The following is a 22,333-nucleotide window of genomic DNA, read 5'->3' on the forward strand; positions in this document are numbered from 1 at the left end:
AAGCGGCTACTTCTCGACCATGTCGACGAAGTCCCGCTCGTGCCGCTCGGCCAGCACGTTGTACCAATAGCCGATCCCGAACAACAGGGGGAAGGGCAGCACGCCGAGCAGCAGCCAGGGCAGCGACACCCCGGCGACGGTCACCCCGGACAGGCCCGGGGCCAGGAAGAACACCAGCGGCAGGCTGCCGAAGACGACGGCGATGATCAGGGCGAGCCGGACCGCGGTCCAGAACTGGGTGCGGATGAACCCGCGCACGACCTCCTCGGCCCAGCTCGTCTGCTCCTCCAGCTCGACCACCGTGCGCAGCACGGTGACCGGGGCGCGCGAGTCGGCCAGCACCACCCGCTTGCGCCGGGGCCGGGCGGGCGTGGACTCGCCCTCGGCCGGGTACCTGCTCACGGCCCGCCGCCGCGGACCAGGCGGTCCTTGAGCTCGCGGGTGTGCCTGCGGCTGACCGGCAGCACCTTCTCCTCGTGCCCGATCACCACCGAGTAGCCGGAACCGCCCATCCGCAGCTCGGTGATCAGCGAGATCGGCACCAGGTAGGAGCGGTGGATGCGGACGAACCCGGCCTTCTCCCAGCGCTCCTCGAGCTGCGCGAGCGGGATGCGGACCAGGTGCGAGCCGTCGGAGGTGTAGAGCCGGGCGTAGTCGCCCTGGGCCTCCACCCAGCGCACGGCCGCGCGGGACACCAGCTTCGTGGTGCCCGCCAGCTCGACCGGGATCACCTCGTCGTCGCGCTGCTCCGGCACCGCGGCGGCGCCCCCGCCGCCGTTCTGGTGGATCTTGGCCAGCACCCGCTCCATGGCCTTGTCCATCCGCGGTTGCTCGGCGGGCTTGAGCAGGTAGTCCACCGCGCCCAGCTCGAAGGCGGCGACCGCCTCGTGGCTGTGCGCGGTGACGAAGACCAGCACCGGCGCGGGCTTGAACCCGGCCAGCACCTTGGCCAGCTCCATCCCGGTGAGCCCGGGCATGTCCAGGTCGGCGAAGACCGCGTCGACCACGGACTGGCCCGCCTCCTTGCGCGCGGCGAGCTCCTCGTCGTCCCCGGCCAGCACGAGGAGCGCCTCGGTGGCGTCGAAGGCGGAGAGGATCCGGCGCACGTGGCGGTTGCCGTTCAGCCGTTCGACCAGCACGTCCATGCCAGCCTTCTCGTCGTCGACGGCGAGAACGACGAGACCGGGGGTGTTGTTCGCTGTACTCACGGTGAGCGCAATCTTGCCGATTGGTGCGGTCGCCTGTCCATGGGCAATTCCGGGTCGACCCAGGTCCAGCCCAGAGGGTGAAGCATTCCGACAGATTGTGACAGCCCGTTTACCTTTTCCGCACCCCCGTGTCCCCTACAACCCGAATCGGGACCACGTTGCGCGGTTCTCCACGGCCTCGACAGCGGCGAGTACCCGGTCCGAAGTGGACAGGCCGAACCCGGGGCCGCCCGCGATGCCCAGCCGGGCCAGCAGCGGCCGCTTGGGCTCGGCGACCGCGACCTCGGCGTCCGGGAAGCGCTTGGCCACCACCGCGCGTAGGCTGCCCAGCCCGTCGACCAGACCGAGCTCCAGCGCCCTGGCCCCGGTCCAGACCTCCCCGGAGAACAGGTCCTCGGGCGCGCCGACGAGCTTGTCGCCGCGCCGGTCGCGGACCCAGCCGGTGAACTGGTCGTGCAGCTGCGACTGCAGGCCGGTCAGCCAGGCCACGTCCTCGGGGTTCTCCGGCTGGAACGGGTCGAGCCGGACCTTGCGGGTGCCCGCGGTGTGCACCCGGCGCTCGACGCCGAAGCGCTCCAGCAGCCCGGACAGGCCGAACCCGGCGGAGACCACGCCGATCGAGCCGACCAGCGAGGAGGCGTGCGCGTGGATCTCGTCGCCCGCGCAGGCCAGCCAGTACCCGCCGGAGGCCGCGACGTCCTCGCAGAAGGCGAGCACCGGGACGCTCTTGCGCTCGGCCAGCTCGCGGACCCGCTCGGCCACCAGCGCGGACTGGGTCGGCGCGCCGCCCGGGGAGTTGATCGCCAGCGCCACCCCGACCAGCCGGTCGTGGTCGAAGGCCCTGGTCAGGGCGGACTCCACGGTGTTGATGTTGATGGCGCCGCGGGCCAGCGGGGACGGCGTCGGGGTGATCACCCCGTGCAGCCGGACGACGGAGACGACCGGGGAGCGGTCGCCCCGCTCGCCGATCCTGGGGAGCCGGGCGGCCAGCTTCTCGGTCACGCTCATACCTGCCCACATTACGTGCGGGTAGCGCGGGGCGACGGGTGAACCCGGCTCAGGACCCCGCGTGCGCGGTGGCCTGCGGGGGCACCGGGCCACCCGGGCCGTCCATCTCCTCGTCGTCGCCGCCGGAGAAGTCCGGCAGGTCGGGGCGCACGCCGGGGAAGTACTTGGGCACCCGCAGGGTGATCTTCATGCCCGCGCCGGGGGCGGTCTCGACCATCAGCGCGTAGTCGTCGCCGAAGACCTGGCGCATCCGGTGGTTGATGTTGCCCACGCCGACGTGCGACCCGGTCTTGTGCGCGTCGCGCAGGTCCTCGAACAGCCGGTCGGCGTCCATGCCGACCCCGTCGTCCTCGACGGTGATCAGCGCCTCGTTGCCGTTGTCGTGGGCGAACACGCTGACCGTGCCGCCGCCGGGCTTCTTGGCGATGCCGTGCCGCACCGCGTTCTCCACCAGCGGCTGCAGCACCAGGAACGGCACCACCACCGACTGCACCTCGGGCGCGATCCGCAGCCGCACGCTGAGCCGGTCGCCGTAGCGGGCGCACTCGATGGTCAGGTAGCGGTCGATGTTGCTCAGCTCGTCGGCCAGCGTGGCGAAGAGCCCGGAGGTGCGGAAGGAGTAGCGGGTGAACGCGGCGAAGTCCTGCAGCAGCTCGCGCGACTGCTCCGGGTCGGTGCGGATCAGCGAGGAGATCGTGTTGAGCGTGTTGTAGATGAAGTGCGGCGAGATCTGCGCGCGCAGCGCCCTGGTCTCGGCCCTGGCCAGCTGCTGCTTGGACTCGTCGAGCTTCGCCAGCTCCAGCTGGATGCACAGGAAGCGGGCGACCTCGTCGGCGGCGCGGATGAGCCGGTGGTTGTTCAGCCCGCCGACCACGACCAGCGCGCCCTCCGGCTGGCCGTCGGTGATCAGCGGCACGATCACCGCCACCCGCATCGGGCAGCTGCCCCGCCTGCGGCACTGCAGGTTCTCGTGCTGGACGTGCGCGCGGTGCCCGTGCCGGACCGCGTCGAGGATCTGGTCCTCCAGGTCGACGTAGTGGTCGTTGGCGGCACCGTCCCAGGACAGCAGCCGCCCGTCGGCGTCGGAGATGCCGATGGCCACGCACTTGAGCATCTGCAGCAGCTGCTGGGCGGCCTGGTCGGCGGCCTGCTCGGTGAGCCCGTTGCGCAGCTCCGGGGCGGCCTTGGACAGGCGCTGCACGGTGTCCAGCACGGCGTCGTGGAACGACCCGGACTTGCGGGGCCTGCACAGCACGACGAACAGACCGAGCACGACGAGCGTGGCGAGCACACCCACGAACGCGCGCTGGGTCAATAACTGGACCACCTGGTCAGGCTCCTGTTCACCGGCAAGTGTGACAAGGACGGGCTCACGGTACCGCTGCGTCACGGGGTTACTTCAGCAAGCGAGACATCCGCCGGTCGGCGAGCGGCTTCCCCCCGGTCTGGCAGGTCGGGCAGTACTGGAAGGACTTGTCGGCGAAGGACACCTCGCGGACGGTGTCGCCGCACACCGGGCACGGCAGGCCGGTGCGGGCGTGCACCCGCAGACCGGAGCGCTTCTCGCCCTTGAGCCGGGCGGCGTCCTGGCCCACCGAGCGGGCGACCGCGTCGGTGAGCACCGTGCGGGCGGCGGCGTAGAGCCGGTCGACCGACTCCTCGTCCAGCCGGGCGGGCGTCGCGTAGGGCGACAGGCGCGCCACGTGCATGATCTCGTCGGAGTAGGCGTTGCCGATGCCGGCGATCACCCGCTGGCTGGTGAGCAGGGTCTTGAGCCGCTCGGTGTGGCCCGCGAGCAGCTCGGCGAACTCGTCCCTGGTCAGCGCCAGCGCGTCCGGGCCCAGGGTGGCGATCTGCTCGATCGCCGCCGGGTCCTCGGTGATCCACACCGCCAGGCCCTTCTTGGTGCCCGCCTCGGTCAGGTCGAACCCGGGGCCCTGGCCGGGCGGCCCGAGGTGCACCCGCAGCGCGAGCGGCCCCTTGCCCGGGCGCGGCGGCGCGGCCGACATGGTGTCGGCCCAGCGCAGCCAGCCCGCGCGGGCGAGGTGGGTGACCAGGTGCACACCGTCGGCGTCGAGGTCCAGGTACTTGCCGTACCGGTTCGCGGCCGTGACGGTGCGCCCGTGCAGCGCGGTCCACGGTGGGCTGGCGGTCTTGAGCACGCTGAGCGAGGCCACGTCGACCCGGGCGACCGTCCGGCCGACGGCGTGTTCGCGCAGGTGGTGGGCCAGGGCCTCGACCTCGGGGAGTTCCGGCACGAGCACAGTGTCGCCGCTGCGGGCCCGGATGTCATGCCTGGCGGTCGAGCGGTCGCCACCACCCCGCGGGCCGGGTGGCCGAGCGGGTGATCGACTAGGTGATCGGCTTGAGCACGCCCTCGTAGCTGGGCTGGGTGTCCTGGCCGATCTCCTTGGCGATCCGGGCGATCTCGCCGCGGGCGGTGAAGTACCCGCGCACGGTGCCCATCCAGCGCTCGGTGGCCTCGCCGTCGCCGTCGTCGCCGGTCTCGGCGACCAGCGTCCACGGTCGGCGCGCGGCCCAGCGCGCCGGGAAGAACAGCGCGAGCAGGAACAGCAGGAAGACCAACCAGGCGGGGACGACCACCGCCGCGGGCGTCCAGTAGAGCAGCACGATCGCCAGCACACCGATCACCGCGAGCATCACCACGCCGGGCACGTAGCCCGCGGCCACGTCGTGCTCGAAGTCGTCCTCGGTGGCCGGGGTGCGCCACTCGAGCGTGCCGTGCACGGTCCACAGTCGGCCGTTCACGTCGCGTACCTGACGCGTCATCTCCTGCCCTCCGGCGCGGTGCGTGCGTGATCCGGGACATCACACCCACGTTGCTACACCGGGGGACAACGTTACCGCCTCCGCGATGCGCCCAACGGGTGAAATGCCCGACCTGGCCTCACGCCCACGATTCTCGCACCGGCCACCCAGGTTGATCAACTAGTGTCGCTACCTGGGGACCGAGCCCCCGGTCACCGACACCGACACCGACGACCCGGTCTCGACCCTGGTCCCGCTGGTCCGCCGGGGCTCGTGCCTGCGGGTGTACTCGGTCTGCCTGCTGCTGACCGTGGTCTGCCGGGCGGAGTTGACCTTGGTGGTGACGGTGGTCTCGGTGATCACGTCGTAGCGGTCGTAGATGGCCCACTTCCGCTCGTAGCGGGTCTGGGTGTAGACGATCGGCAGCGACTCGTCGAAGACCTCGACCTGCTGCGTGCCCACCCGCTGCTCGGGCGCGCGCCGGGTGGTCGTCGTGGTCGTGGCCTTGCTGCGCTGCGGCGGCACACCGCTGGTGGCGGTGTTGGGCGCCCCCGCGCCCGCCGGGATCCGGACGACGTCGCCCGCGGTCTGCGCGGGCAACCGCACCTCCGGCGGCGGGGCGCTGGTGCGGGCGACACCGTCGTCGTCGCGCCCGGGTGCCGGGGTGTGCGGGTCGGGCGCGCCGGTGCGCCGGGGCCGCGGCGCGGTGGTCGGGGTGCCGGACACCGGCGCCACGTCGCCCTCGGTGGCGGGCTCCGGGCTGACCACCAACTCGGTCGGCCCCGCCCCGTCGAAGTCGTCGAAGGCGGACGGCTGGCCGCCGGTCCCCCACGGCACCAGCGCCAGGCCGAATACACCGACCGCGGCCGCCGAGGTCGCCGCGAGGGTGACCTGGAGCTTCGCGCTGGCGAGCAGGCCCTTGACCGCACCCGCCGTGGTGGCCGCGGTGGCGGTGGTGCCGATCTGCTGCCAGATGGCCAGTGCCGCGACCGGGGCGGCGAGGTAGGCGGCGTGCGCGCGCAGACCGGAGCAGACGTCCTGCAGCTCTGCCTGCATAGCGGTACAAGAGGGGCAGATGGACAGGTGGGCGCGGACCTTGCGCCGCTCGGTGCCCTTGATGCTGCCCGCGGTGTAGGCGCCCAGCTTCTCCAGCACCGACCGGCAGCCGGTGGAGCCGCGGTCGACGGTCAGGTGCGCCTGCAGGTAGGCCGCGCGCAGCCCCTGCCGGGCGCGCCGGGCCAGCGCCGCGGTGGCGTTCGGGCTGAGCCCGAAGTTGCCCGCGACGACCGCGGGCCGCTCCCCCTCGACCTCGACCTTCCACAGCACGCTGCGCCAGCGCTCGGGCAGGCTGGTGAACGCCCGGGTGATCAGGGTGCGCTCGGTGGCCGCCCCGGTGTTGTCCGGGCCCGCGCCGACGCGGTGGCTGAGCTCCTCGTCGCTGACCGGGACGTCGCGCTTGCGCGCGTTCCACTCCCAGGCCACCCGGCGGGTCACGATCAGCAGGTAGCCGCGGACGTTGTCCACCGGGCCCGAGCCGCGGCGGATCGCCTGCAGCACGCGGAAGAACGCCTCGGCGGCCAGGTCCTCGGCCTCGGCGCGGTCGTTGACCAGGCCGAGCGCGAGCCTGCGGACGGCGTCGCAGTGCCGGGAGAACAGCTCGCCGAAGGCGGCGTCGTCCCCCGAGCGCAGGCGCTGCAGGATTGCGAGGTCCTCGGTGGCGGCGGACGACGGGTCGTCCTCGCCGTCACGACACCCCCCGGAAGCAGGCCGGTGATTCCCGGTCATCCGGCCCGGTACCTCCTCCTGACCCGTCGAGACAGTGGTGAACAAGATGCCACACGCGGTTGTCTCGCGGTCGATAAACGTGAATAACGGTAAGGGGACCCCATCATCTGTACTAGGCCAGACGCACGAGCACCCATCCGCCATCAGCACGACAAGGCTGTCGGCAGGACGCTGGTGGGACGCCGCGGCGGCCCCGATGTGACGGCGACGCGGGCCGCTGGTTATAGTCTGCTCCGCACCGGTGATCCGGCGCAGGCGGACGTAGCGCAGTTGGTAGCGCATCACCTTGCCAAGGTGAGGGTCGCGAGTTCGAGTCTCGTCGTCCGCTCAGCCGAAGGCCCCCTTGTTGTCAAGGGGGCCTTCGTCATGTTCCGGTCAGCCCCCCGTCCGGTCGGACTCGGCTCAGACCATGTCGGGGCGGAACGGGTCGTGCTCGGCGAGCAGCTTCTCCACCCGCGCGCGGTCGATCCGCGAGGCCACGGCGGAGTCCTCCTGGCGGTCCCGGATCACCTTGGCGAGGGTGAACGCCGAGGTGATCGTGTACAGCGCGCCGATCGCGAGGAACGCGCGCACCCACGGGTCGACGGGTAAGACCGCGATGCCGACGCTGATCGCCACCAGCGAGATTCCGAACGACAGCGCCGCCTGGGCGAAGAAGGCCGAGGTGGTCGGCGACGACGGGGTCTTGGGCTGAGAGGTCATGGGAATGAGCATCGGCAACGGCGGCGCCGCCGTCATGCGTAGCTCTACTCGACTTCACCGAACGCACTACGCACTGCGCGCTCGAGCAGCGGTAGCGCGGCGAGGTCGCCCGTGGTTGTCAGCTCCCGCGCCACTCGGATGACCTCTTGTGCTGCCGGGGTCACCGGATCCGGTAGCGGTAGGAGACCGACGTACTGCGTGATCCACCGACGCCTCCCCGCGTAGAGGCGGTTGCCGCAGACCTCGTCGTAGAAGCGGGCCCCGAAAGTCGAGTTGGCGATGCCGAGCACCAGGTGGGCCAGTTCGTCACCCCCGAGCTCGGGGACGCTTATCCAGTAGCAGTCGCCGTTGACGACCGCGCCGCTGCGGTCGACGGTGAACCGCGGCTCCGGGCTGATGTCCGGGAAGACGATCTTCGGCTCGCGCCACAGCGCGGGCCGCTGCGGAACCCAGATCTCGAACCACTCCCGCCCGGCGGCGGTCAGGTAGCCGCGGGACTCCAGCCGGGCGCGGTGCGACTCCAGGTAGGCCGCCGCGCGCGGGTGGTCCTTGAGGTCGACGACCGCGCGGGTCGGCAGGTCGAGGTACGGGTAGAGGACCCGTGCGCGCGGCGGACCGGGCGGCAGCCACGCGCGGACGTCGTGGTGGGTGAGCAGCGGGCGCAACAGCTGCGCCTCGGGTGAGTGCTCGGGAGGCAGACCGTCCCAGTCCTCGCTGATGAACACCGGGTCGGCGGTGGTCTTGATCCCCACCCGGATCTTGGCCAGCTCGCCCAGCGACCGCCAGGTGCGACTGCGCACGTCGGCGTGCCTGCGTTCGCGCGCGGGGGTCGTCAGCCGCCAGGGCTGCTCGGGTGTGCCCCGGACGAGCGTGCCGGTGGAGACCGCGAACGTCCGCGCACCAACGCGGATGACCCGGTCCTCGTCGGCGGTAAGAGCGGCGTAGAGGTCACCTTCAGGCGCCTCTTGATCTACCTGGTACGCACTGGCGTAGCGGGCTTCCGCTTGCTCCCCCTTAACCGCGATCACAATGGCAGGCAGGACTGCCGCCTCGAACAGCCGGGTGTCCCCGAGGTCGAAAACCTCCCGTACGGCCAACTGCTTCCCTAAGAGGGCCCGGACGTTAGCCCCCGCGCGCGTGGTGAGGAAGCGGTTGGAGCACAGCAGCCCGAGCACCCCGCCGGGCCGCAACAGCTCCGGCACGACCGCGACGAACGGGTGGGTCAGGTCGATCCGGCCGCGCAGCCCGTAGCGGGCCGCCAGCCGCGCGGCCGCCGCCCCGCCGAGCACCTGGGTGCGCACGTAGGGCGGGTTGGTGATCACCAGGTCGAACGAGCCGGGCCCGGGCGTGGCCTCGGTGAAGTCCGCCTGGGTCAGCTCGGCGTGCGGCAGCCGCGCCTTGGCCGTGGCCACCGCGTCGGCGTCCAGGTCGAAGCCCACCAGCTCGGCGTCCGGCCAGTGCGCGGCGACCGCGGCCAGCAGCTCGCCGTCACCGCAGGCCGGGTCGAGCACCCGGATCGGCCCGTCGGTCGCCGGCAGCACCCGCCGCACGCGCCCGGCCAGGAACCCCGCCAGGGCCGCGGGCGTGTAGTGCGCGCCGAGGCGTTTGCGGTGGTCGATGGGCATCGCAGGAGGGTGTCACACCGCCCGGCGGCCGGTCGCCGATCAGTCCTCGACCAGCGCGGCCAGCCGCCCGGACCCCACCGCTGCGACCAGGGCGGCGTGGTCGGCCTCGGTCTGGTCGGCGTAGTCGACGGCGAAGCGGCCGAACGCGGTGTCCAGCTCCTCGCCGCCCGAGCCGGCGCCGCAGTAGCCGGCGAGCAGCCGCGGGTCCACCGACCGGGTGTGCGCGCGGGCGAGCAGGGCACCGGCGAAGCGGCCGTAGTCGTCGAGGTGGTCGCGCTCCAGGGTGGTGGGGTCGATCTCGCCCTTGCGGTTGCGGAACTGGCGGACGATGTAGTGCCTGCCCTCGACGGTGGTCCAGCCGAGCAGGATGTCGGTCTCGGCCTGCACCAGGCGGGCGCCGTGCACGATCCGCTTGCCCTCGTGCTTGGCCGCGCCCAGGCCGAGGTGCGCGGCCAGCGCCGAGGGCTGCGCCTCCTTGACCTGCAGCACCAGTGCCTCGTCGCCGTTGCCGTGCAGCAGCACCAGGTAGTTGCGCAGGCCCACGCTGCCGGTACCGACCACGCGGAACGCCACGTCGGACACGCTGTAGCGCATGATCAGGTTGCGCCGGGACTCGCGCAGCGTGTCGACGTAGGCGGGCAGCGCGGCGACCACCGCGTCGGCCACCCGGGCGTCGACCGGGGTCAGCACCGGCGGGTCGGTGACGAACCGCCACCGCTGGTCCGCCCCGCGCTGGGTCCACTTGGCCGCGACCCGCGCGCTGGTGTTCTTGCGCGCCTTCTTGGCCGCCTTGGCGAAGTCGTCGAGCAGGGCGGCGGCGTCGACCTTGGTCAGCACGGACTCGTCGCCCAGCGCCGACCAGGACTCCAGGAACGGCTGCTCGGCCAGGTGGTCGAGCGCCTTGCGGTAGGAGCGCACCACGTCCTCGGCGGCCTCCCGGCAGCCCTTCTCCGACACCCCGCCCTCGCGCCCGGCCAGCACGATGCTGGTGGCCAGCCGCTTGAGGTCCCACTCCCAGGGGCCGGGGACGGTCTCGTCGAAGTCGTTGATGTCCATCACGATCCGGCCCTCGGGCGTGCCGTAGAGCCCGAAGTTGGCCGCGTGCGCGTCGCCGCAGAGCTGGGCCTCGAGGCCGTTGCCCGGGGTGAGCGCGAGATCGGCGGCCATCAGCCCGGCGCTGCCCCGGAAGAAGGCGAACGGCGAGACCAGCATCCGGCCCACCCGCAGCGGGACGAGGTCGGGCACCCGGCCGGTGTTGCTCTCGTCGACGAAGTCCGGCACTGCGGGCCGGTCGGCGGCCAGCCGGACCACCCGGTGCTCGGCGTGCGCGACCTCCTCCCGCAACGCCCGCCCGCGCGCGTAGACCTCGCTCGGCTCGACCCAGTGCCCCAGCGCGACAGCGGCCCGCGCGCGTACCCGTTCACCCATGCGGGTCATCATGCCTGGTGGCGGGCGAGGGAAAACGCGGTTCCAGGCCGGTGGTACGTTCGGCCGGCCGGGTCCGCGTGGCCGCAGGCCCCTCGCCGATCCCGAACGCAGAAGAGGCGACCCGTTGATCTCCTTCATCGTCGGCACCACGGCGGAACTGATCAAGATCGCGCCGGTGTACCAGGCGATCGTGGACCGCGGTACCCGCCCAAAGATCTGGTTCACCGCCCAGCACGTGGCCGAGGTGGCCGACGTCCTCACCGACCTGCGGCTCCCCGACCCGGACGTGTGGCTGGTGCCGCGCGAGCGCGCCGACAACCTGGAGACCCCCGGCCAGGTCCCGGCCTGGGCCGCCACCGTCGCCCGCACGGCGTGGGCCAGGCGCGCGGAGCTGAGGGCGGCGCTCACCGAGGACGGCCGACCCCCGCTCGTCGTGGTGCACGGCGACACCTTCACCACCCCGTACGGCTCGCTGATCGGCAAGCGCCTCCTCGGGGCCCGCGTGGCCCACGTCGAGGCGGGCACCCGCTCGGGCAGCCTGCTCAGCCCGCTCCCGGAGGAGCTGAACCGCAAGATCGCGGCCCGGCTGGTGGACATCCACTTCGCCCCCACCCCCCGCGAGGTCGCCAACCTGCGCGGCGCGCGTGGAGTGGTCGTCGACACCGAGGCCAACACCGCGATCGACTCGATGCGCCGTGCGATCGACGAGCCGGTGATGGACGGCGTGCCCGAGCGCTTCGGCCTGGCCACCCTGCACCGCTTCGAGCTGCTGTCCCGCCCGGACAAGTACCGCGAGGCCCTGGAGATCCTGCGCGCGGCGAGCCGCGACCTGCCGGTGCTGTACATGGCGGGCGCCCCGGAGCGCGAGAAGATCGAGCGGCTCGGCCTGCGAGACCTGTTCGACGACCGCTTCCAGATCCACCCCAAGCAGCGCTACCTGCGCTTCCTGCCGCTGATCGCCCGGGCGGAGTACGTCGTCACCGACTCCGGCGGCCTCCAGGAGGAGTGCGGTTACCTGGGGACGCCGTGCGCCATCCACCGGCAGCGCACCGAACGGCACGTGGGCATCGGCCAGAACATCCTGCTCACCGAGATGAGCGGAACCAAACTCCAGGAGTTCCTGACCGACTACCCAACCAGGCGCGCGGTGTCGCTGGTGGACAAGTACCACCCCAGCGAGCTCATCGCCAGCACCCTTTCCCAGCTGGGCTACTGCTAGGGATCGACCACCGCGGGATCGGGGAGTTCGGCAATGGGCTCGTCCCCGAACGAATACACCTCCAGGCACGACAAGTAACCACCACCGGCGAAGAGGATCACGCCACCGACGGTCTGGCCGTCGACACCGCGGATCGATCCCTCACCCACAACGGGATTCCCAGGCTCCTGCGGCGCGGGCCCGACGGCGGAGCGATCGACCACGAGATCAACGGTCGCACACCCACACCGACAACCTGACGCCACGCGGGCGTACGGGAGCTGCTTCGCGAGGGCGGCACCCAAGTCGTTGTCCGGCAGCAGCTTGCGCACCACCGCGACGACGCCGTCGGGCACCTCGGCTGGAGTGTTCATGGTCCGCCCAGCGTAGAACGGCACCGCAACCCAGTTTCCCCGGACGAGTGAATCAGGTCACTGCCGGGTTGCGGGCATCTATTTGGACAAATAGTGGCCAGGTCGAAGTAAATGCCCAGGTAGCCACTGCAGTCGCCTGTTGACTACCCACAGGGAATTCATTGACAAAAATGAGCCGACACCGCAAACGCTGTTTGCGCTAAACACGAAGAACAGCCAACACTCGGACATCACAACGCCCCACAGGGGCCAATCCGGATTGGCAGGTATCACCGTGTCCGCACGAGTAACACACATCCGCCCGGACGGCGGCAACGAGCACAAGCACATCACGCACGTCAAGCGGGTGATCCCGAACGGAACCCCCGAATCCGTCACCGTCGCCGAGATGGTCACCTACCTCGACAACGGCAACCGAGCCCACACCCTGGAGAACGGTGAGCGCGCCGAGATCCACGTGCGCCGCCCCAGCACGGGCAAGCCGTACATCCAGACCCAGGCTGATGGACAGTGGTCCAACAACCTGCTCGCCCTGCCGAAGTTCTGACCCCCGCCTGCTGGTGGTGCCCCTGGCCACCACCAGCAGGCAGTCCAACGGCCGCCGTCTCCCGGTCGGCGCGGGACCACTTGCGAGACTTCTGAAAAAGTTCAGAATTGGCGTCATGACCACCGAGGTGCAGTGGAGCGAGCTGCAACGCGACCCCAAGGGCGTCGCCGCACTCGCCGACCAGGGCGACGTGCTCGTCCGCCGTCGCGACGGGGCGGCGCTGCTGCTCGTCCGGGAGGACCGCACGCGCTCGGCCGCGGCGGGATCGGTCACTGCCGCACGGGCGTTGCGCAACGTCTTGGCGCACCTGCCGCCGGACATCGTGACCGTCGCCCTGCTGGAGGAATTCCCTTGGGCGGACGTACTCCCACAGGAAGACCAACTCCAGTTCGCGCGTGATTTCGTCCGCGCCTTCCAAGCCTCCGCCGAACTGGGCCACTGGTCGGTCCTCGAACAAGCCGTGACGGAATGGCGCAGCACCGCAGCCGTCCACGCCGACCCCGAACTCCGGACCGCCCTCAGCGGCCCCCTCGGCGACGACTTCGGCGAGGTCCCCACCCCGGTGAACCACTGACCCATGCCCGCCGAACGCGGCGTCGCCCCACCCCAACGCCCCGGCGGCTGGGAAGCCCGGTTCGCCACCACCGAAGCAGCCAAGGGCTGGGAACAGCTCTGCCAAGCCGCCCGAGCCAACACCTGGGAGGCCTGGATCGTGCTGACCGAACGACCGACCGCGCCAGAGAATCCCGCTCGGCAGCACCGCCTCCGGGGCACCCTGGGCGCTCGCGAGCTCGCGGGCACAGTGTTGGACCAATGGCCATACGAGGTCACAGCGGGCGGCCGGATCTGGTACTGCCCAGAACGTGGGTGACCCATGCGGGCACGGGCCGCCCCAAGCAGACCGACTAGCCCTCGCGGACAACGAGGCCGATGGCGCAGGCCACGCCGGTACCGCCCATGCCGCAGGCAATACGCCGACCCGAAGCTTGATCATGGCTGACACCGGGCAGCGCGCCCTTGCGCCAGCACGCCAGCGGACGTACATTATCTTGTACGTCGAAGGGAGGGTGCTAGTGAAGACCATGAGCTACTCCGAGTCTCGCGCGAAGTACGCCGAGACCCTCGACTCCGTGGTCAATGACCGCGAAGAGGTCGTGATCACGCGGGCAGGCCACGAACCGGTCGTCATCGTGTCGCTGGATGACTACCAGTCACTCAAGGAGACCGCCTACCTGCTCCGCAGCCCGGAGAACGCCCGGCGACTGATCACGGCCATCGAGCGACTGGAGTCCGGCGGCGGCGCACAGCACGACTTGGCCGAATGAAGCTGACCTGGGACGAACTCGCCTGGGAAGACTACGTCTGGTGGCAGTCCGAGGATCGCAAGATCCTCAGGCGCATCAACGAGCTGATCAAGGACGTCACCCGCAACGGCAACGAGGGGATCGGCAAACCAGAGCCGTTGAAGCACGGCTTCCAGGGCTACTGGTCCCGCCGCATCACCGACGAACATCGCTTGATCTACAAACTGGCAGGGGACGAGGTCCGCATCGCCGCTTGCCGCTACGACTACGGCAAGTAGAGCCCTCAGCCCTCACGGACGCCGAGGCCGATGGCGCATGCCACGCCGGTGCCGCCCATGCCGCAGTAGCCGTTCGGGTTCTTGGCTGGTGAGAGGTACTGCCGGTGGTAATCCTCGGCGTAGTAGAACTGGCCGACGGGGGCGATCTCGGTGGTGATGGTGCCGTGGCCTGCCGCGGTGATCGCCTGTTGGTAGGTGGTCAGGGTGGCCTCGATGGCGGTCTTCTGCTCGTCGTCCGCGTAGTAGGCGCCGGAGCGGTATTGGGTGCCTAGGTCGTTGCCCTGGCGCATGCCCTGGGTGGGGTCGTGGCCTTCCCAGAAGATCTTTAGCAGGTCCGCGTAGCCGACTGCCGCCGGGTCGTAGACCACCAGCACGGCCTCGGTGTGCCCGGTGAGCCCCGAGCAGACCTCCTCGTACGTCGGGTTCGGGGTGTATCCGCCGATGTAGCCGACCGCGGTGGAGTAGACGCCGGGGACCTGCCAGAACACCCGCTCGGGGCCCCAGAAGCAGCCCATGGCGAACACCGCGGTCCGGGTGCCCTCGGGGAACGGTGGGACGATCCGCCGGTCGGTGTGCACGGCGTGGTGCGGCGAGACCCGCAGCGGGTCGGGGCGGCCGGGTAGTGCCCGGTCGGCCGCCACGGTGCGACTCTTGTCCCGCCTGAACAGCGTCATAGCCCCACTGTAGAGACCTTCGCGGAACGCGCGGGGTGATCTCGGCCAGGATGGACCACCACGGCGCAACCCCCTAGCGAGGAGACGCGAGCGGATGCAGTGGCAGGACGACCTTCGCGAGCTCGACGCCCGGCTGGCCGCCGGGCGGATGAGCGCGGGTGAGCACCGCAGGCGGCGCGACGAGGTGCTGGCCGAGGCCTCCAGCACCACCGGCCGGATCCCGGGCTCGGCGTTCCAGTCCGCCGTGCCCCCGCAGCCGGGGTGGCCGCCCCCGAACGACGTGCCGCAGGCCTTACCCGTACCGCAGCCGCACTTCGACGGTGAGGCGGTGTTCACCACCGCCACGCCGCAGCGCGGGCCGGGGCGGCTGGTGGTGGTCGCGGTGGTCGCCGCCATCGCCGTCGGGGCCGCCGTGTGGTGGGCCGTGAGCAGGGGCGACAAGCCCGAGGCGGCGGCGCCGGTCGCCGTGTCACCGGCGGCCGAGCTGGTCGTGAAGCTGCCCGCGCTGCCCGGCACGGTCGTGTCCCAGCCCGCGGTGCTGCCCGCCACGCTGGGGCCGCAGCTGGGCCTCTACGCCCGCGGCGTCGCGCCCGAGGACAGCTCGGGCCTGGTCAACACCGCCACCGCGGACGGCCCCCGTTCGCTGGTGGTCAACGTCCTGGACAACGGCGCGGGCCAAGATCGCACCGCGCAGGCGCTGGGCTACGCGAAGGCCTCCGGCTGGGTCGTCGCGCCCGCGCCCGAGGGCACCAGCGGTGTCGAGGTCGTGCGCACCGTTCACCCGACCGTGCAGCTCTACCGGGGGATCTACCGCTCAACGCGGTGGACCGTGCTGGTCACCGCCACCGGGGCCGCGGACGACGAGGGGTTCCGGGCGTACTTCGAATCGGTCCTCGACCGGACCCGCGCCACCCTGCCGGTCGGCTGACTCGATCACCGAGCGGCTGATCACCACGGTGTCCACGGTCCGCCGGTCGGTCAGCAGCACGTCGCGCAGGCGCATGGTGGGGAGCTCGACGTACCGGCGGGAGAGCAGCCCCAGACCGTAGGAGAGCACCATTGCGGCGCCCGCCAGCGGCCACGCCGCGCGCAGGCCCAGCTGGGCGAGCATCTGGGTGACCGGGAACCCCCACAGGTAGGTGCCGTAGCTGTTGCGCACCCACTTCTCGTCGACCACCAGCCACCGCGGCCAGTGGTGCACGAGGGTGATGGCGCCGTAGCTGACCGCGAAGCTCAGCCAGAACGCGCTGACCGGCGTGAAGTGCACCGCCACCTGCACGAGGACCAGCGCGAAGGCGAACGCGGGCGACAGCGGGAGCCTGTCGCGGTAGAGGTAGAGCACCACCCCGCAGACGAACGGCACCAGGAAGGTGACCGTGGCGCCGACCGGCACGCTCAGGAAGCTGCCGCCGCCGGTGGTCATCAGCCGGGTGTCGACCGCGACCAGCGCCACGAGGACGAGCACCGCGGCGAACGGGAACCGCCGCAACAGGGTGGTCACCCCGAGCAGCAGCACGATCGCGTAGGCGAACAGCTCCATCGGCAGCGTCCACAGCGAACCGTTGACCGAGTCCGGGTAGGGGTTGTCCACGAACACCCCGGGCAGCGTGTGCTGCAGGTTCAGCACCGAGGCGCCGTTGACCACGTAGCCCCAGGTGGACTGGTCGTTGAAGTAGTCCCCCAGGCTCAGCGTGGTGAACAGCGGGCCGATGACCACGGCGGTGAGCAGCAGGGTCGCCAGCAGCGGCGGCCAGATCCGGGTGACCCGCTTGACCACGAACCGCAGCGCGGACGGGTCGTGCACCCAGCTGCTGGTGACCTGGTAGCCGCTCATCGCGAAGAACGCCATCAGGCCGAAGTGCGAGGGCAGCAGGTGCCAACTGGCCGGGAGCATGATCGGCCGTTGGCCGGAGATCGGGGCGGTGTGGTCGAAGATGACCAGGAGCGCGCACACGATCCGCAACCAGGCGAACCCGTGGCTCGCCGGTGCGTACCGCCGAGTGTTCGCTAAGTCCACCGGTATTACCCGATTCCCTCGGCGGCAGGTGACATTGGGTAGGGTACCGACTCACGGTGGAGGGCATGGCTTCTTCGCCGCGCACCGAGGTCGATGCCGACTTTTGCCGGTGCGCGAACGCGGTGGTAAGGGTGAGGGGCTCGCCGATGACGTGGCAAGAAGAGTTGAGGCAGCTGGACGCCGAGTTGGCGGCCGGTCGGCTCTCATCCGACGACTACCGGGTGCGCCGCGACGCGGTCCTGGCCAAGGCGGCCAGCGGGGACACGGGGTCGGCCACGCCGTTCACCCCGGTCACCCCCGCCCCCGCCGCCACCCCCCTGGCCCAGCCCGCGCCGCTGCCGCCCGCCCCGGTGCCACCGCCCGCCCCGACGCCGCCCGCCGAGTCGAACCCGGCGGAGAACGGGCCGTTCCCGCCCGCGTTCCGCTGGCAGGACAGCACCCCGGCCAACGAGGCGACCAGCATCATCGCGCCGATCACGGCGAACACCCCGCCGCCCGCGGACCTGGGCGCCGACCGCACCCAGACGGTGCGCCAGGACGACCAGCCCGAGCGCACCCAGATCGTCCGCAACCCGATCGCCGCTGACCAGGGCGAACGCACCCAGGTCGTGTCCGACAGCCAGCTGCGCAACGCCCAGCAGCCGCCGCACCAGCAGCAGCCGCCGCCGCACCTCTCCGGTGGCTACCCGGCCCCGCCCCGCCCGATGAACTCCGGCGGCTGGAGCCAGCAGCGGCCGATGGAGAGCGTGCCGCCGTGGGGCCACCCGGACGAGCCGATGCCGGAGCTGGGCAACACGCCGTGGCTGCACCAGGGCCCGGAGGTGTTCGAGACCACCAAGGCCCCCAAGCGCGGCAAGCGCGGCCTGGGCATCCTCATCGTGGTCGTGCTGGTCCTCGGCCTCGGCGTGGCGGCCTACTTCTACTTCACCAAGGACAACGGCAGCGAGACCGGCAGCGGCCCGGTCACCCCGCCCAACAGCCTGCCGACGACCAGCGCGACCACCACCGCGTCCCGGGCGCCGGAGCTGCCCGACCCGCCCGCGGCCAAGCCCGACCCCGGGCCGGGCCGCGCGTCCCTGTTCTCCCCGCTGCCCGGCACGACCCGCCCCGGCGGCGGCGCGCTGAGCCTGGAGAAGATGAAGGCGGAGAAGCCGTTCGGGCCCGAGACGATCGCCGCCCTCGACGCCAACGGCATGACCGACGGCTGGTTGGCCACCAACACCGACGGCGCGAACATCCTGAGCCTCGTGGTGTTCGACGTGAAGGACGCCGACGCGGCGAAGGCGGTAGCGGCGGCCTACGTCAAGGACCAGGCGGCCCTGCGCGAGCTCACCGATGTGGGTTACAAGGGCGTCAAGGTGTTCACCGACAGCACCGGCTCGGTCCACCGCGGGGTGTACGTGCTCTACAACCGGGTGGTCGTGGTCGACGCGTTCACCCAGTCCAAGCCGCCGGAGGGCGTCCGGGAGGCCTTCGTCGACCTGCTGAAGAACCAGGTCGAGTTCGCCCCGCCGACCGGGAGGTAGTTCGTCGATGACGATCGAGGCCTCACACCCCAACGGTCACTTCTACTCACCGGTGACCGACCCGGGCGAGCTGGCGGCGCAGTCCACGCGGCTCTGGCCCGCGCGGCCGGAGATCCTGGGCATCGACTTCGACGACGAGCACCACCGGCACGTGCTCACCGAGCTGTTCCCGCGCTACTTCGGCGACTACGACTACCCCGAGGTGCTGCCCGAGACCCCCGACCTGGACCGGTTCTTCACCCAGAACTCCCAGTTCAGCTGGCTGGACGCGCGGTCGCTGTTCGTCCTGCTGCGGCACTGGCGGCCCGCCCGGGTGATCGAGGTCGGCTCCGGCTTCTCGTCGCTGCTGATGGCCGATGTGAACCGCCGCTTCCTCGACGACGCGGTCGAGATCACCTGCGTCGAGCCCTACCCGCGGGCGTTCCTGCACTCGGGGGTGGCCGGGCTGTCCCGGGTGCTGGAGCAGAAGGTGCAGGACGTCCCGCTGGCCGAGTTCGACCGGCTGGGCGCGGGCGACATGCTGTTCATCGACTCCTCGCACGTGGCCAAGACCGGCAGCGACGTCAACTACCTCTACTTCGAGGTGCTGCCGCGGCTGCGGGCCGGGGTCCGGGTGCACATCCACGACATCTTCCTGCCGCACGAGTACCCGAAGGACTGGGTGCTCGGCGAGAACCGCAGCTGGAACGAGCAGTACCTGGTGCGCGCGCTGCTGATGTACAGCCACGGCTTCCGGGTGCTGTTCGGCTCCGCCTACGCGCACTGGCGGTTCGAGGAGGAGGTCCGCCGGGCGATGGCGCTGCCCGGCGGGCACTCGTTCGGCGGCGGCAGCCTGTGGCTGGAGCGCACCGACTCCACGCGGTGATCAGTGCCCGGCCAGCACGCCCTCGAGGAAGCGGCGGGCGACGGCGCGGCCGAAGACCTCGTCGACCTTGATCTTGCCGCCCGCCGAGAGGCGCAGCCAGAGGCGGTCGTCGTCGAGCAGGCGGATGATCGCCGCGGCCAGTTCCTCGGCGTCGTCGCCGACGAGGATGTCCTGCTCAGGAGTCAGGTTCATGCCCTCGGCACCGATCGTGGTGGCCACCGTGGGGACCCCCAGGGCGGCGCTCTCGGCGATCTTGCCCTTCACCCCGGCGCCGAACCGCAGGGGCGCGGCGACGACCCGGGCGCGCGCGTAGAGCGAGGTCAGGTCGTGCACGAAGCCGTGCACCTCGACGTGCTCGCTCGCCAGGTCGAGCACCTCGCGGGTGGGCCTGCTGCCGACCAGGTGCAGCACGGTGCCGGGCCGCTCGCGGCGGACCAGCGGCATGATCTCCTCGGCCAGCCAGGCCGCGGCGTCGCGGTTGGGCAGGTGGTCGTAGCCGCCGACGAACAGCACGCCCGCGCGGCCGTCCGGGCTCGACGGCGCCCAGTCGACGTCCTGCACCAGGGACAGGATGCGCACGTCGGCCTCGGGGACGAGCTTGGCGAGCAGCTCCAGCTCGACCGGCGAGACCACCAGCGACAGGTCGCACGCCCGCATCAGGCCCAGTTCCAGCTCGCGGGAGGCGTCGGCCTTGCGGCGCAGCCCGAGCGCCTCGGCGAGCTCGCCCTCCTGCTCGGCCAGCGCGGCCTGCCGCTCCAGCCGGAGGAAGTGCAGGTCGACGGTGTCGTAGGCGATGGTGCACTGCGGCGCGTGCTCGCGCAGCTGCTCGAGCAGCAGCCAGGCCACCGACGGCCGGGCCAGCAGCACCAGCGCCAGCTCGGGGCCGACCTCGCGCACGAAGGTCTGCTGCCGCCCGGGGTCGGACAGCACGGTGACGCCCTTGCGGCGCAGGTCGGCGGTGTAGGGCTGGGTCTCGGCGTAGTCGGCCGGGAAGTAGACGACCCGGCAGCCCAGGGCCAGCAGCTCCTCGATGAGCCGGTAGATCCGGATCGACCCGGCGTCCTGGTCCGGGGTGGGGATCTTGTGGTCCATCACCAGCACCAGGCCGCCGTCGCGGTCGAGCGGGTCGCGCCTGCTGGCCAGCCACAGGTTCGCCGGGGTCGGCTCCGGGCGCTGCCTGGCCAGCTCGTCGGCCCACTTCTGGGCGAAGACGACCCGGTTGAGCTCCTGGTGGCGCTTGACGCCCTGGGCGATGTCGGTGCCGTGCGAGACACCCTCGTGGTGCACCACGACCGAGTTGGGCTGCACGACCACGCGGTGCCCGCTCGCGCGGATCGCGAAGGCGAGGTCGGTGTCCTCGTAGTAGGCGGGCGCGTAGCGGGTGTCGAAGCCGCCGACCTGCTCGAACAGGTCCCGGCGGACCATGATCGCGGCGCCGGAGCAGTAGTCGACGTCGCGGGTGACGTTCACCGCGGGCTCGCCCGGGTCGCCGCCGCGGCCGTAGTTCCAGCCGGTGGCGTCGGACCAGATGATGCCGCCGCACTCCTGCAGCGAGCCGTCCGGGTAGACCAGCTTGGCGCCGACCAGGCCGATGCGGTCGTCGGAGGTCATCGTCTCGTAGAGCTCGTCGAGCCAGCCGGGGCGGACCTCGGTGTCGTTGTTGAGGAACACCAGCAGGTCCGAGCGGGCGTGCTCGGCGCCGAGGTTGCAGGCGCCGATGAAGCCGCGGTTGCGCTCGGCGCGCACCAGCCGGACGCCGGGGCAGCGGGCGACCTGGTCGGCGGCGTCGTCGGGCGAGGCGTCGTCGACCACGATCACCTCGAACGGGACGGTGGAGTTGGCCGCGGCCAGGGTGAGCAGGCACTGGCGGGTGTAGGACCACTTGCCGTAGGTCGGGATGATCACGCTGACCAGCGGCGACTCGTCGGTGTGCACGGCGACCGGCGACAGTTCGGCGGGCGCGGGCGCGGGAACCCCGGCCGTACGGCCGAGTGCGCGCTCGTAGACGTCACGCCGAAGCGTGCCGCGGGGGGCGACCCGTTCAACGGTGTGCCGGTAGCGGCCGAGCGCACGCTGGATGAGCGCGGACTGCTTCTGCACCTCTTCGCTGAGCTGGCTCACCTGTCGCTCAGCGCGAACCGCGCGGCGCTCCATCTCCGCCAGCGAGGAACTGAGCCACTCGATGCGCGCGGCCTGCCGGGAGGCGGTGCGCGCCTCGTGCGCGAGGGTGGTGGCGACCCGGGTGAGCTCGTCGCGCAGCCGGTCGGTCTCGGCGCCCGCGACCGGCGAGCACTCCGGGTCGACCAGCAGGTCGACCGACGGGAAGACCGGCAGGTCCACATTGGACGCGGCCACAATGGTGTACTCCCAGGGCAAATCCGCCTCGACCGTCCACTCCTGCCCATCCCGGCGGAGGGTTCGGCCGACCGCGCCGCCGACGGTGTCGCGGTCAGCGGAGGCGATCACGGAGCCGACGGCCGCGGCTTGCCGGAGCACGGCGACAGCGGCGAACCGGTCGGTGAGCAGCTCGGTGAACGCGGCCTTGGACAGGCCCTCGACGTCCACCAGCAGCAGTCCGTCCTCGGCCAGCCAGCCGCGCACCACGCGCAGCAGCCGGTCGCGCTCGCCCGCCGCACCGAAGCAGGTGATCACGTCGAAGGTGCCGTGGTCGGCCAGCAGACCGGTGTCGCCGACCGAGCCGGACTCGAACCGCAGGTTCGACCGCCGGTGCGCCGACCGGGCCGCGTCGACCAGGGACCGGTCCGCGTCCACCCCGACGACCTCGGCGGCGTGCTCGGCCAGCACGGCCGCGCCTGCGCCGCGCCCGCAGCCGAGGTCGAGGACCCGTTTGCCCGCGCTCAGGCCCGCCGCCAGCGCGTACCGGTGTCGGTGCAGGTGGGAGGCCAGCGTGCCCTCAGGAGCCGGGGCCCGCTCGATCCGCAGCTCGGGTGCGCCGTCGGTCATGCATCGTCTCCCAGTCGCGTGAGGCTTCGCCGGTAAAAGTGAACCAGGTGCGATCTGGCCC

The 22,333-nt window shown here is 71.5% G+C and carries 22 protein-coding genes and 1 tRNA gene; 9 read left to right on the top strand and 14 right to left on the bottom strand.

What is annotated here, in order from left to right; all coding sequences use genetic code 11:
* Positions 1 to 6 precede the first annotated feature (6 nt).
* The 7 genes from QSK30_RS23985 to QSK30_RS24015 all read right to left on the bottom strand — a co-directional run bounded on the left by QSK30_RS23985 (position 7) and on the right by QSK30_RS24015 (position 6,770).
* A complete protein-coding gene (locus tag QSK30_RS23985) occupies positions 7 to 402 on the bottom strand; it encodes a hypothetical protein (protein WP_285505978.1) in 396 nt (131 codons plus the stop codon).
* Entirely contained in the window at positions 399 to 1,208 is an 810-nt protein-coding gene (locus QSK30_RS23990; RefSeq protein WP_285505979.1) for a LytR/AlgR family response regulator transcription factor, read from the bottom strand. The genes QSK30_RS23985 and QSK30_RS23990 overlap by 4 nt, the downstream gene beginning before the upstream one ends.
* A 135-nt stretch (positions 1,209 to 1,343) precedes the next feature.
* A complete protein-coding gene (locus QSK30_RS23995) occupies positions 1,344 to 2,216 on the bottom strand; it encodes a S49 family peptidase (protein ID WP_285505981.1) in 873 nt (290 codons plus the stop codon).
* Positions 2,217 to 2,265: 49 nt separating this feature from the next.
* Positions 2,266 to 3,543: a sensor histidine kinase gene (locus tag QSK30_RS24000; protein WP_285505982.1), complete on the bottom strand. Its 1,278-nt coding sequence runs from the start codon at positions 3,541 to 3,543 to the stop codon at positions 2,266 to 2,268.
* A gap of 67 nt (positions 3,544 to 3,610) precedes the next feature.
* A complete protein-coding gene (locus tag QSK30_RS24005) occupies positions 3,611 to 4,474 on the bottom strand; it encodes an Fpg/Nei family DNA glycosylase (RefSeq protein ID WP_285505983.1) in 864 nt (287 codons plus the stop codon).
* A 94-nt stretch (positions 4,475 to 4,568) separates the two neighbouring features.
* Positions 4,569 to 5,006 carry a DUF983 domain-containing protein gene (locus QSK30_RS24010; RefSeq protein ID WP_285505985.1) on the bottom strand — a complete coding sequence of 146 codons (438 nt, stop codon included), beginning with the start codon at positions 5,004 to 5,006 and terminating at the stop codon, positions 4,569 to 4,571.
* A gap of 168 nt (positions 5,007 to 5,174) precedes the next feature.
* On the bottom strand, positions 5,175 to 6,770 hold the full coding sequence (locus tag QSK30_RS24015) for a sigma factor (RefSeq protein ID WP_285505987.1): 1,596 nt from the start codon (positions 6,768 to 6,770) through the stop codon (positions 5,175 to 5,177).
* 255 nt (positions 6,771 to 7,025) lie between these two features.
* Between QSK30_RS24015 and QSK30_RS24020 the strand changes: the two genes are divergently transcribed.
* Positions 7,026 to 7,098 (top strand) — tRNA-Gly (locus QSK30_RS24020).
* Positions 7,099 to 7,172: 74 nt separating this feature from the next.
* Here the strand turns inward: QSK30_RS24020 and QSK30_RS24025 are convergent.
* Genes QSK30_RS24025 through QSK30_RS24035 form a run of 3 tightly spaced genes read right to left on the bottom strand, consistent with a single transcriptional unit; the run spans position 7,173 to position 10,525 of the window.
* A complete protein-coding gene (locus QSK30_RS24025; protein WP_285505988.1) occupies positions 7,173 to 7,472 on the bottom strand; it encodes a YiaA/YiaB family inner membrane protein in 300 nt (99 codons plus the stop codon).
* A gap of 44 nt (positions 7,473 to 7,516) precedes the next feature.
* A complete protein-coding gene (locus QSK30_RS24030) occupies positions 7,517 to 9,097 on the bottom strand; it encodes an Eco57I restriction-modification methylase domain-containing protein (RefSeq protein WP_285505990.1) in 1,581 nt (526 codons plus the stop codon).
* Positions 9,098 to 9,136: 39 nt separating this feature from the next.
* Positions 9,137 to 10,525, bottom strand: coding sequence for a DUF2252 domain-containing protein (locus tag QSK30_RS24035; protein WP_285505992.1), 1,389 nt, complete (start codon positions 10,523 to 10,525; stop codon positions 9,137 to 9,139).
* 124 nt (positions 10,526 to 10,649) lie between these two features.
* On the opposite strand from QSK30_RS24035, the gene QSK30_RS24040 reads away from it, so the two are divergent.
* Positions 10,650 to 11,744 carry a UDP-N-acetylglucosamine 2-epimerase gene (locus tag QSK30_RS24040; RefSeq protein WP_285505994.1) on the top strand — a complete coding sequence of 365 codons (1,095 nt, stop codon included), beginning with the start codon at positions 10,650 to 10,652 and terminating at the stop codon, positions 11,742 to 11,744.
* Here QSK30_RS24040 and QSK30_RS24045 read toward each other — a convergent pair.
* Entirely contained in the window at positions 11,741 to 12,079 is a 339-nt protein-coding gene (locus QSK30_RS24045; protein ID WP_285505996.1) for a hypothetical protein, read from the bottom strand. The two genes, QSK30_RS24040 and QSK30_RS24045, sit on opposite strands and share 4 nt — an antisense overlap.
* Positions 12,080 to 12,371: 292 nt before the next feature.
* On the opposite strand from QSK30_RS24045, the gene QSK30_RS24050 reads away from it, so the two are divergent.
* The 4 genes from QSK30_RS24050 to QSK30_RS24065 all read left to right on the top strand — a co-directional run bounded on the left by QSK30_RS24050 (position 12,372) and on the right by QSK30_RS24065 (position 14,226).
* Entirely contained in the window at positions 12,372 to 12,644 is a 273-nt protein-coding gene (locus QSK30_RS24050) for a DUF3892 domain-containing protein (RefSeq protein ID WP_285505997.1), read from the top strand.
* 115 nt (positions 12,645 to 12,759) lie between these two features.
* Positions 12,760 to 13,218 (top strand): hypothetical protein, encoded by a 459-nt coding sequence (locus tag QSK30_RS24055; protein WP_285506000.1) that lies wholly within the window; start codon positions 12,760 to 12,762, stop codon positions 13,216 to 13,218.
* 508 nt (positions 13,219 to 13,726) lie between these two features.
* Positions 13,727 to 13,969, top strand: a complete 243-nt coding sequence (locus tag QSK30_RS24060) for a type II toxin-antitoxin system Phd/YefM family antitoxin (protein WP_233427811.1) — start codon at positions 13,727 to 13,729, stop codon at positions 13,967 to 13,969.
* Positions 13,966 to 14,226 (top strand): Txe/YoeB family addiction module toxin, encoded by a 261-nt coding sequence (locus tag QSK30_RS24065; RefSeq protein WP_285506001.1) that lies wholly within the window; start codon positions 13,966 to 13,968, stop codon positions 14,224 to 14,226. Before QSK30_RS24060 ends, QSK30_RS24065 begins: the two co-directional genes overlap by 4 nt.
* Before the next feature lie 5 nt (positions 14,227 to 14,231).
* Here the strand turns inward: QSK30_RS24065 and msrA are convergent, their stop codons facing one another.
* Positions 14,232 to 14,900: a peptide-methionine (S)-S-oxide reductase MsrA gene (gene msrA / locus QSK30_RS24070; protein ID WP_285506003.1), complete on the bottom strand. Its 669-nt coding sequence runs from the start codon at positions 14,898 to 14,900 to the stop codon at positions 14,232 to 14,234.
* A 94-nt stretch (positions 14,901 to 14,994) separates the two neighbouring features.
* Between msrA and QSK30_RS24075 the strand changes: the two genes are divergently transcribed.
* Positions 14,995 to 15,828 carry a hypothetical protein gene (locus QSK30_RS24075; protein WP_285506005.1) on the top strand — a complete coding sequence of 278 codons (834 nt, stop codon included), beginning with the start codon at positions 14,995 to 14,997 and terminating at the stop codon, positions 15,826 to 15,828.
* Here QSK30_RS24075 and QSK30_RS24080 read toward each other — a convergent pair.
* Positions 15,715 to 16,917, bottom strand: coding sequence for an acyltransferase family protein (locus QSK30_RS24080; RefSeq protein WP_285506007.1), 1,203 nt, complete (start codon positions 16,915 to 16,917; stop codon positions 15,715 to 15,717). The two genes, QSK30_RS24075 and QSK30_RS24080, sit on opposite strands and share 114 nt — an antisense overlap.
* A 146-nt stretch (positions 16,918 to 17,063) precedes the next feature.
* On the opposite strand from QSK30_RS24080, the gene QSK30_RS24085 reads away from it, so the two are divergent.
* Together QSK30_RS24085 and QSK30_RS24090 are read left to right on the top strand one after the other, a co-directional pair.
* Positions 17,064 to 18,443 carry a hypothetical protein gene (locus QSK30_RS24085; protein ID WP_285506009.1) on the top strand — a complete coding sequence of 460 codons (1,380 nt, stop codon included), beginning with the start codon at positions 17,064 to 17,066 and terminating at the stop codon, positions 18,441 to 18,443.
* Positions 18,444 to 18,450: 7 nt separating this feature from the next.
* The gene (locus QSK30_RS24090; RefSeq protein ID WP_285506010.1) at positions 18,451 to 19,308 is read left to right on the top strand and encodes a class I SAM-dependent methyltransferase; all 858 of its coding nucleotides are present in this window, start codon (positions 18,451 to 18,453) and stop codon (positions 19,306 to 19,308) included.
* On the opposite strand, the gene QSK30_RS24095 is transcribed toward QSK30_RS24090, so the two are convergent.
* Positions 19,309 to 22,272 (bottom strand): glycosyltransferase, encoded by a 2,964-nt coding sequence (locus tag QSK30_RS24095; protein WP_285506012.1) that lies wholly within the window; start codon positions 22,270 to 22,272, stop codon positions 19,309 to 19,311. It abuts the gene before it with no gap.
* Positions 22,273 to 22,333: the final 61 nt, after the last annotated feature.

Origin of the sequence: Actinokineospora sp. NBRC 105648, assembly GCF_030269645.1 — a bacterium.
Lineage (GTDB): Bacteria > Actinomycetota > Actinomycetes > Mycobacteriales > Pseudonocardiaceae > Actinokineospora.

Bases quoted from the DNA above. Each gene is read 5' to 3' on its own strand.
- QSK30_RS24075 (WP_285506005.1), top strand. From the start codon at position 14,995: ATGCAGTGGCAGGACGACCTTCGCGAGCTCGACGCCCGGCTGGCCGCC.
- QSK30_RS24035 (WP_285505992.1), bottom strand. From the start codon at position 10,525: ATGGGTGAACGGGTACGCGCGCGGGCCGCTGTCGCGCTGGGGCACTGG.
- QSK30_RS24055 (WP_285506000.1), top strand. From the start codon at position 12,760: ATGACCACCGAGGTGCAGTGGAGCGAGCTGCAACGCGACCCCAAGGGC.
- QSK30_RS24090 (WP_285506010.1), top strand. From the start codon at position 18,451: ATGACGATCGAGGCCTCACACCCCAACGGTCACTTCTACTCACCGGTG.
- QSK30_RS23995 (WP_285505981.1), bottom strand. From the start codon at position 2,216: ATGAGCGTGACCGAGAAGCTGGCCGCCCGGCTCCCCAGGATCGGCGAG.
- QSK30_RS24030 (WP_285505990.1), bottom strand. From the start codon at position 9,097: ATGCCCATCGACCACCGCAAACGCCTCGGCGCGCACTACACGCCCGCG.
- QSK30_RS24095 (WP_285506012.1), bottom strand. From the start codon at position 22,272: ATGACCGACGGCGCACCCGAGCTGCGGATCGAGCGGGCCCCGGCTCCT.
- QSK30_RS24025 (WP_285505988.1), bottom strand. From the start codon at position 7,472: ATGACCTCTCAGCCCAAGACCCCGTCGTCGCCGACCACCTCGGCCTTC.
- msrA (WP_285506003.1), bottom strand. From the start codon at position 14,900: ATGACGCTGTTCAGGCGGGACAAGAGTCGCACCGTGGCGGCCGACCGG.
- QSK30_RS24015 (WP_285505987.1), bottom strand. From the start codon at position 6,770: ATGACCGGGAATCACCGGCCTGCTTCCGGGGGGTGTCGTGACGGCGAG.
- QSK30_RS24010 (WP_285505985.1), bottom strand. From the start codon at position 5,006: ATGACGCGTCAGGTACGCGACGTGAACGGCCGACTGTGGACCGTGCAC.
- QSK30_RS24060 (WP_233427811.1), top strand. From the start codon at position 13,727: ATGAGCTACTCCGAGTCTCGCGCGAAGTACGCCGAGACCCTCGACTCC.
- QSK30_RS24065 (WP_285506001.1), top strand. From the start codon at position 13,966: ATGAAGCTGACCTGGGACGAACTCGCCTGGGAAGACTACGTCTGGTGG.
- QSK30_RS24085 (WP_285506009.1), top strand. From the start codon at position 17,064: ATGACGTGGCAAGAAGAGTTGAGGCAGCTGGACGCCGAGTTGGCGGCC.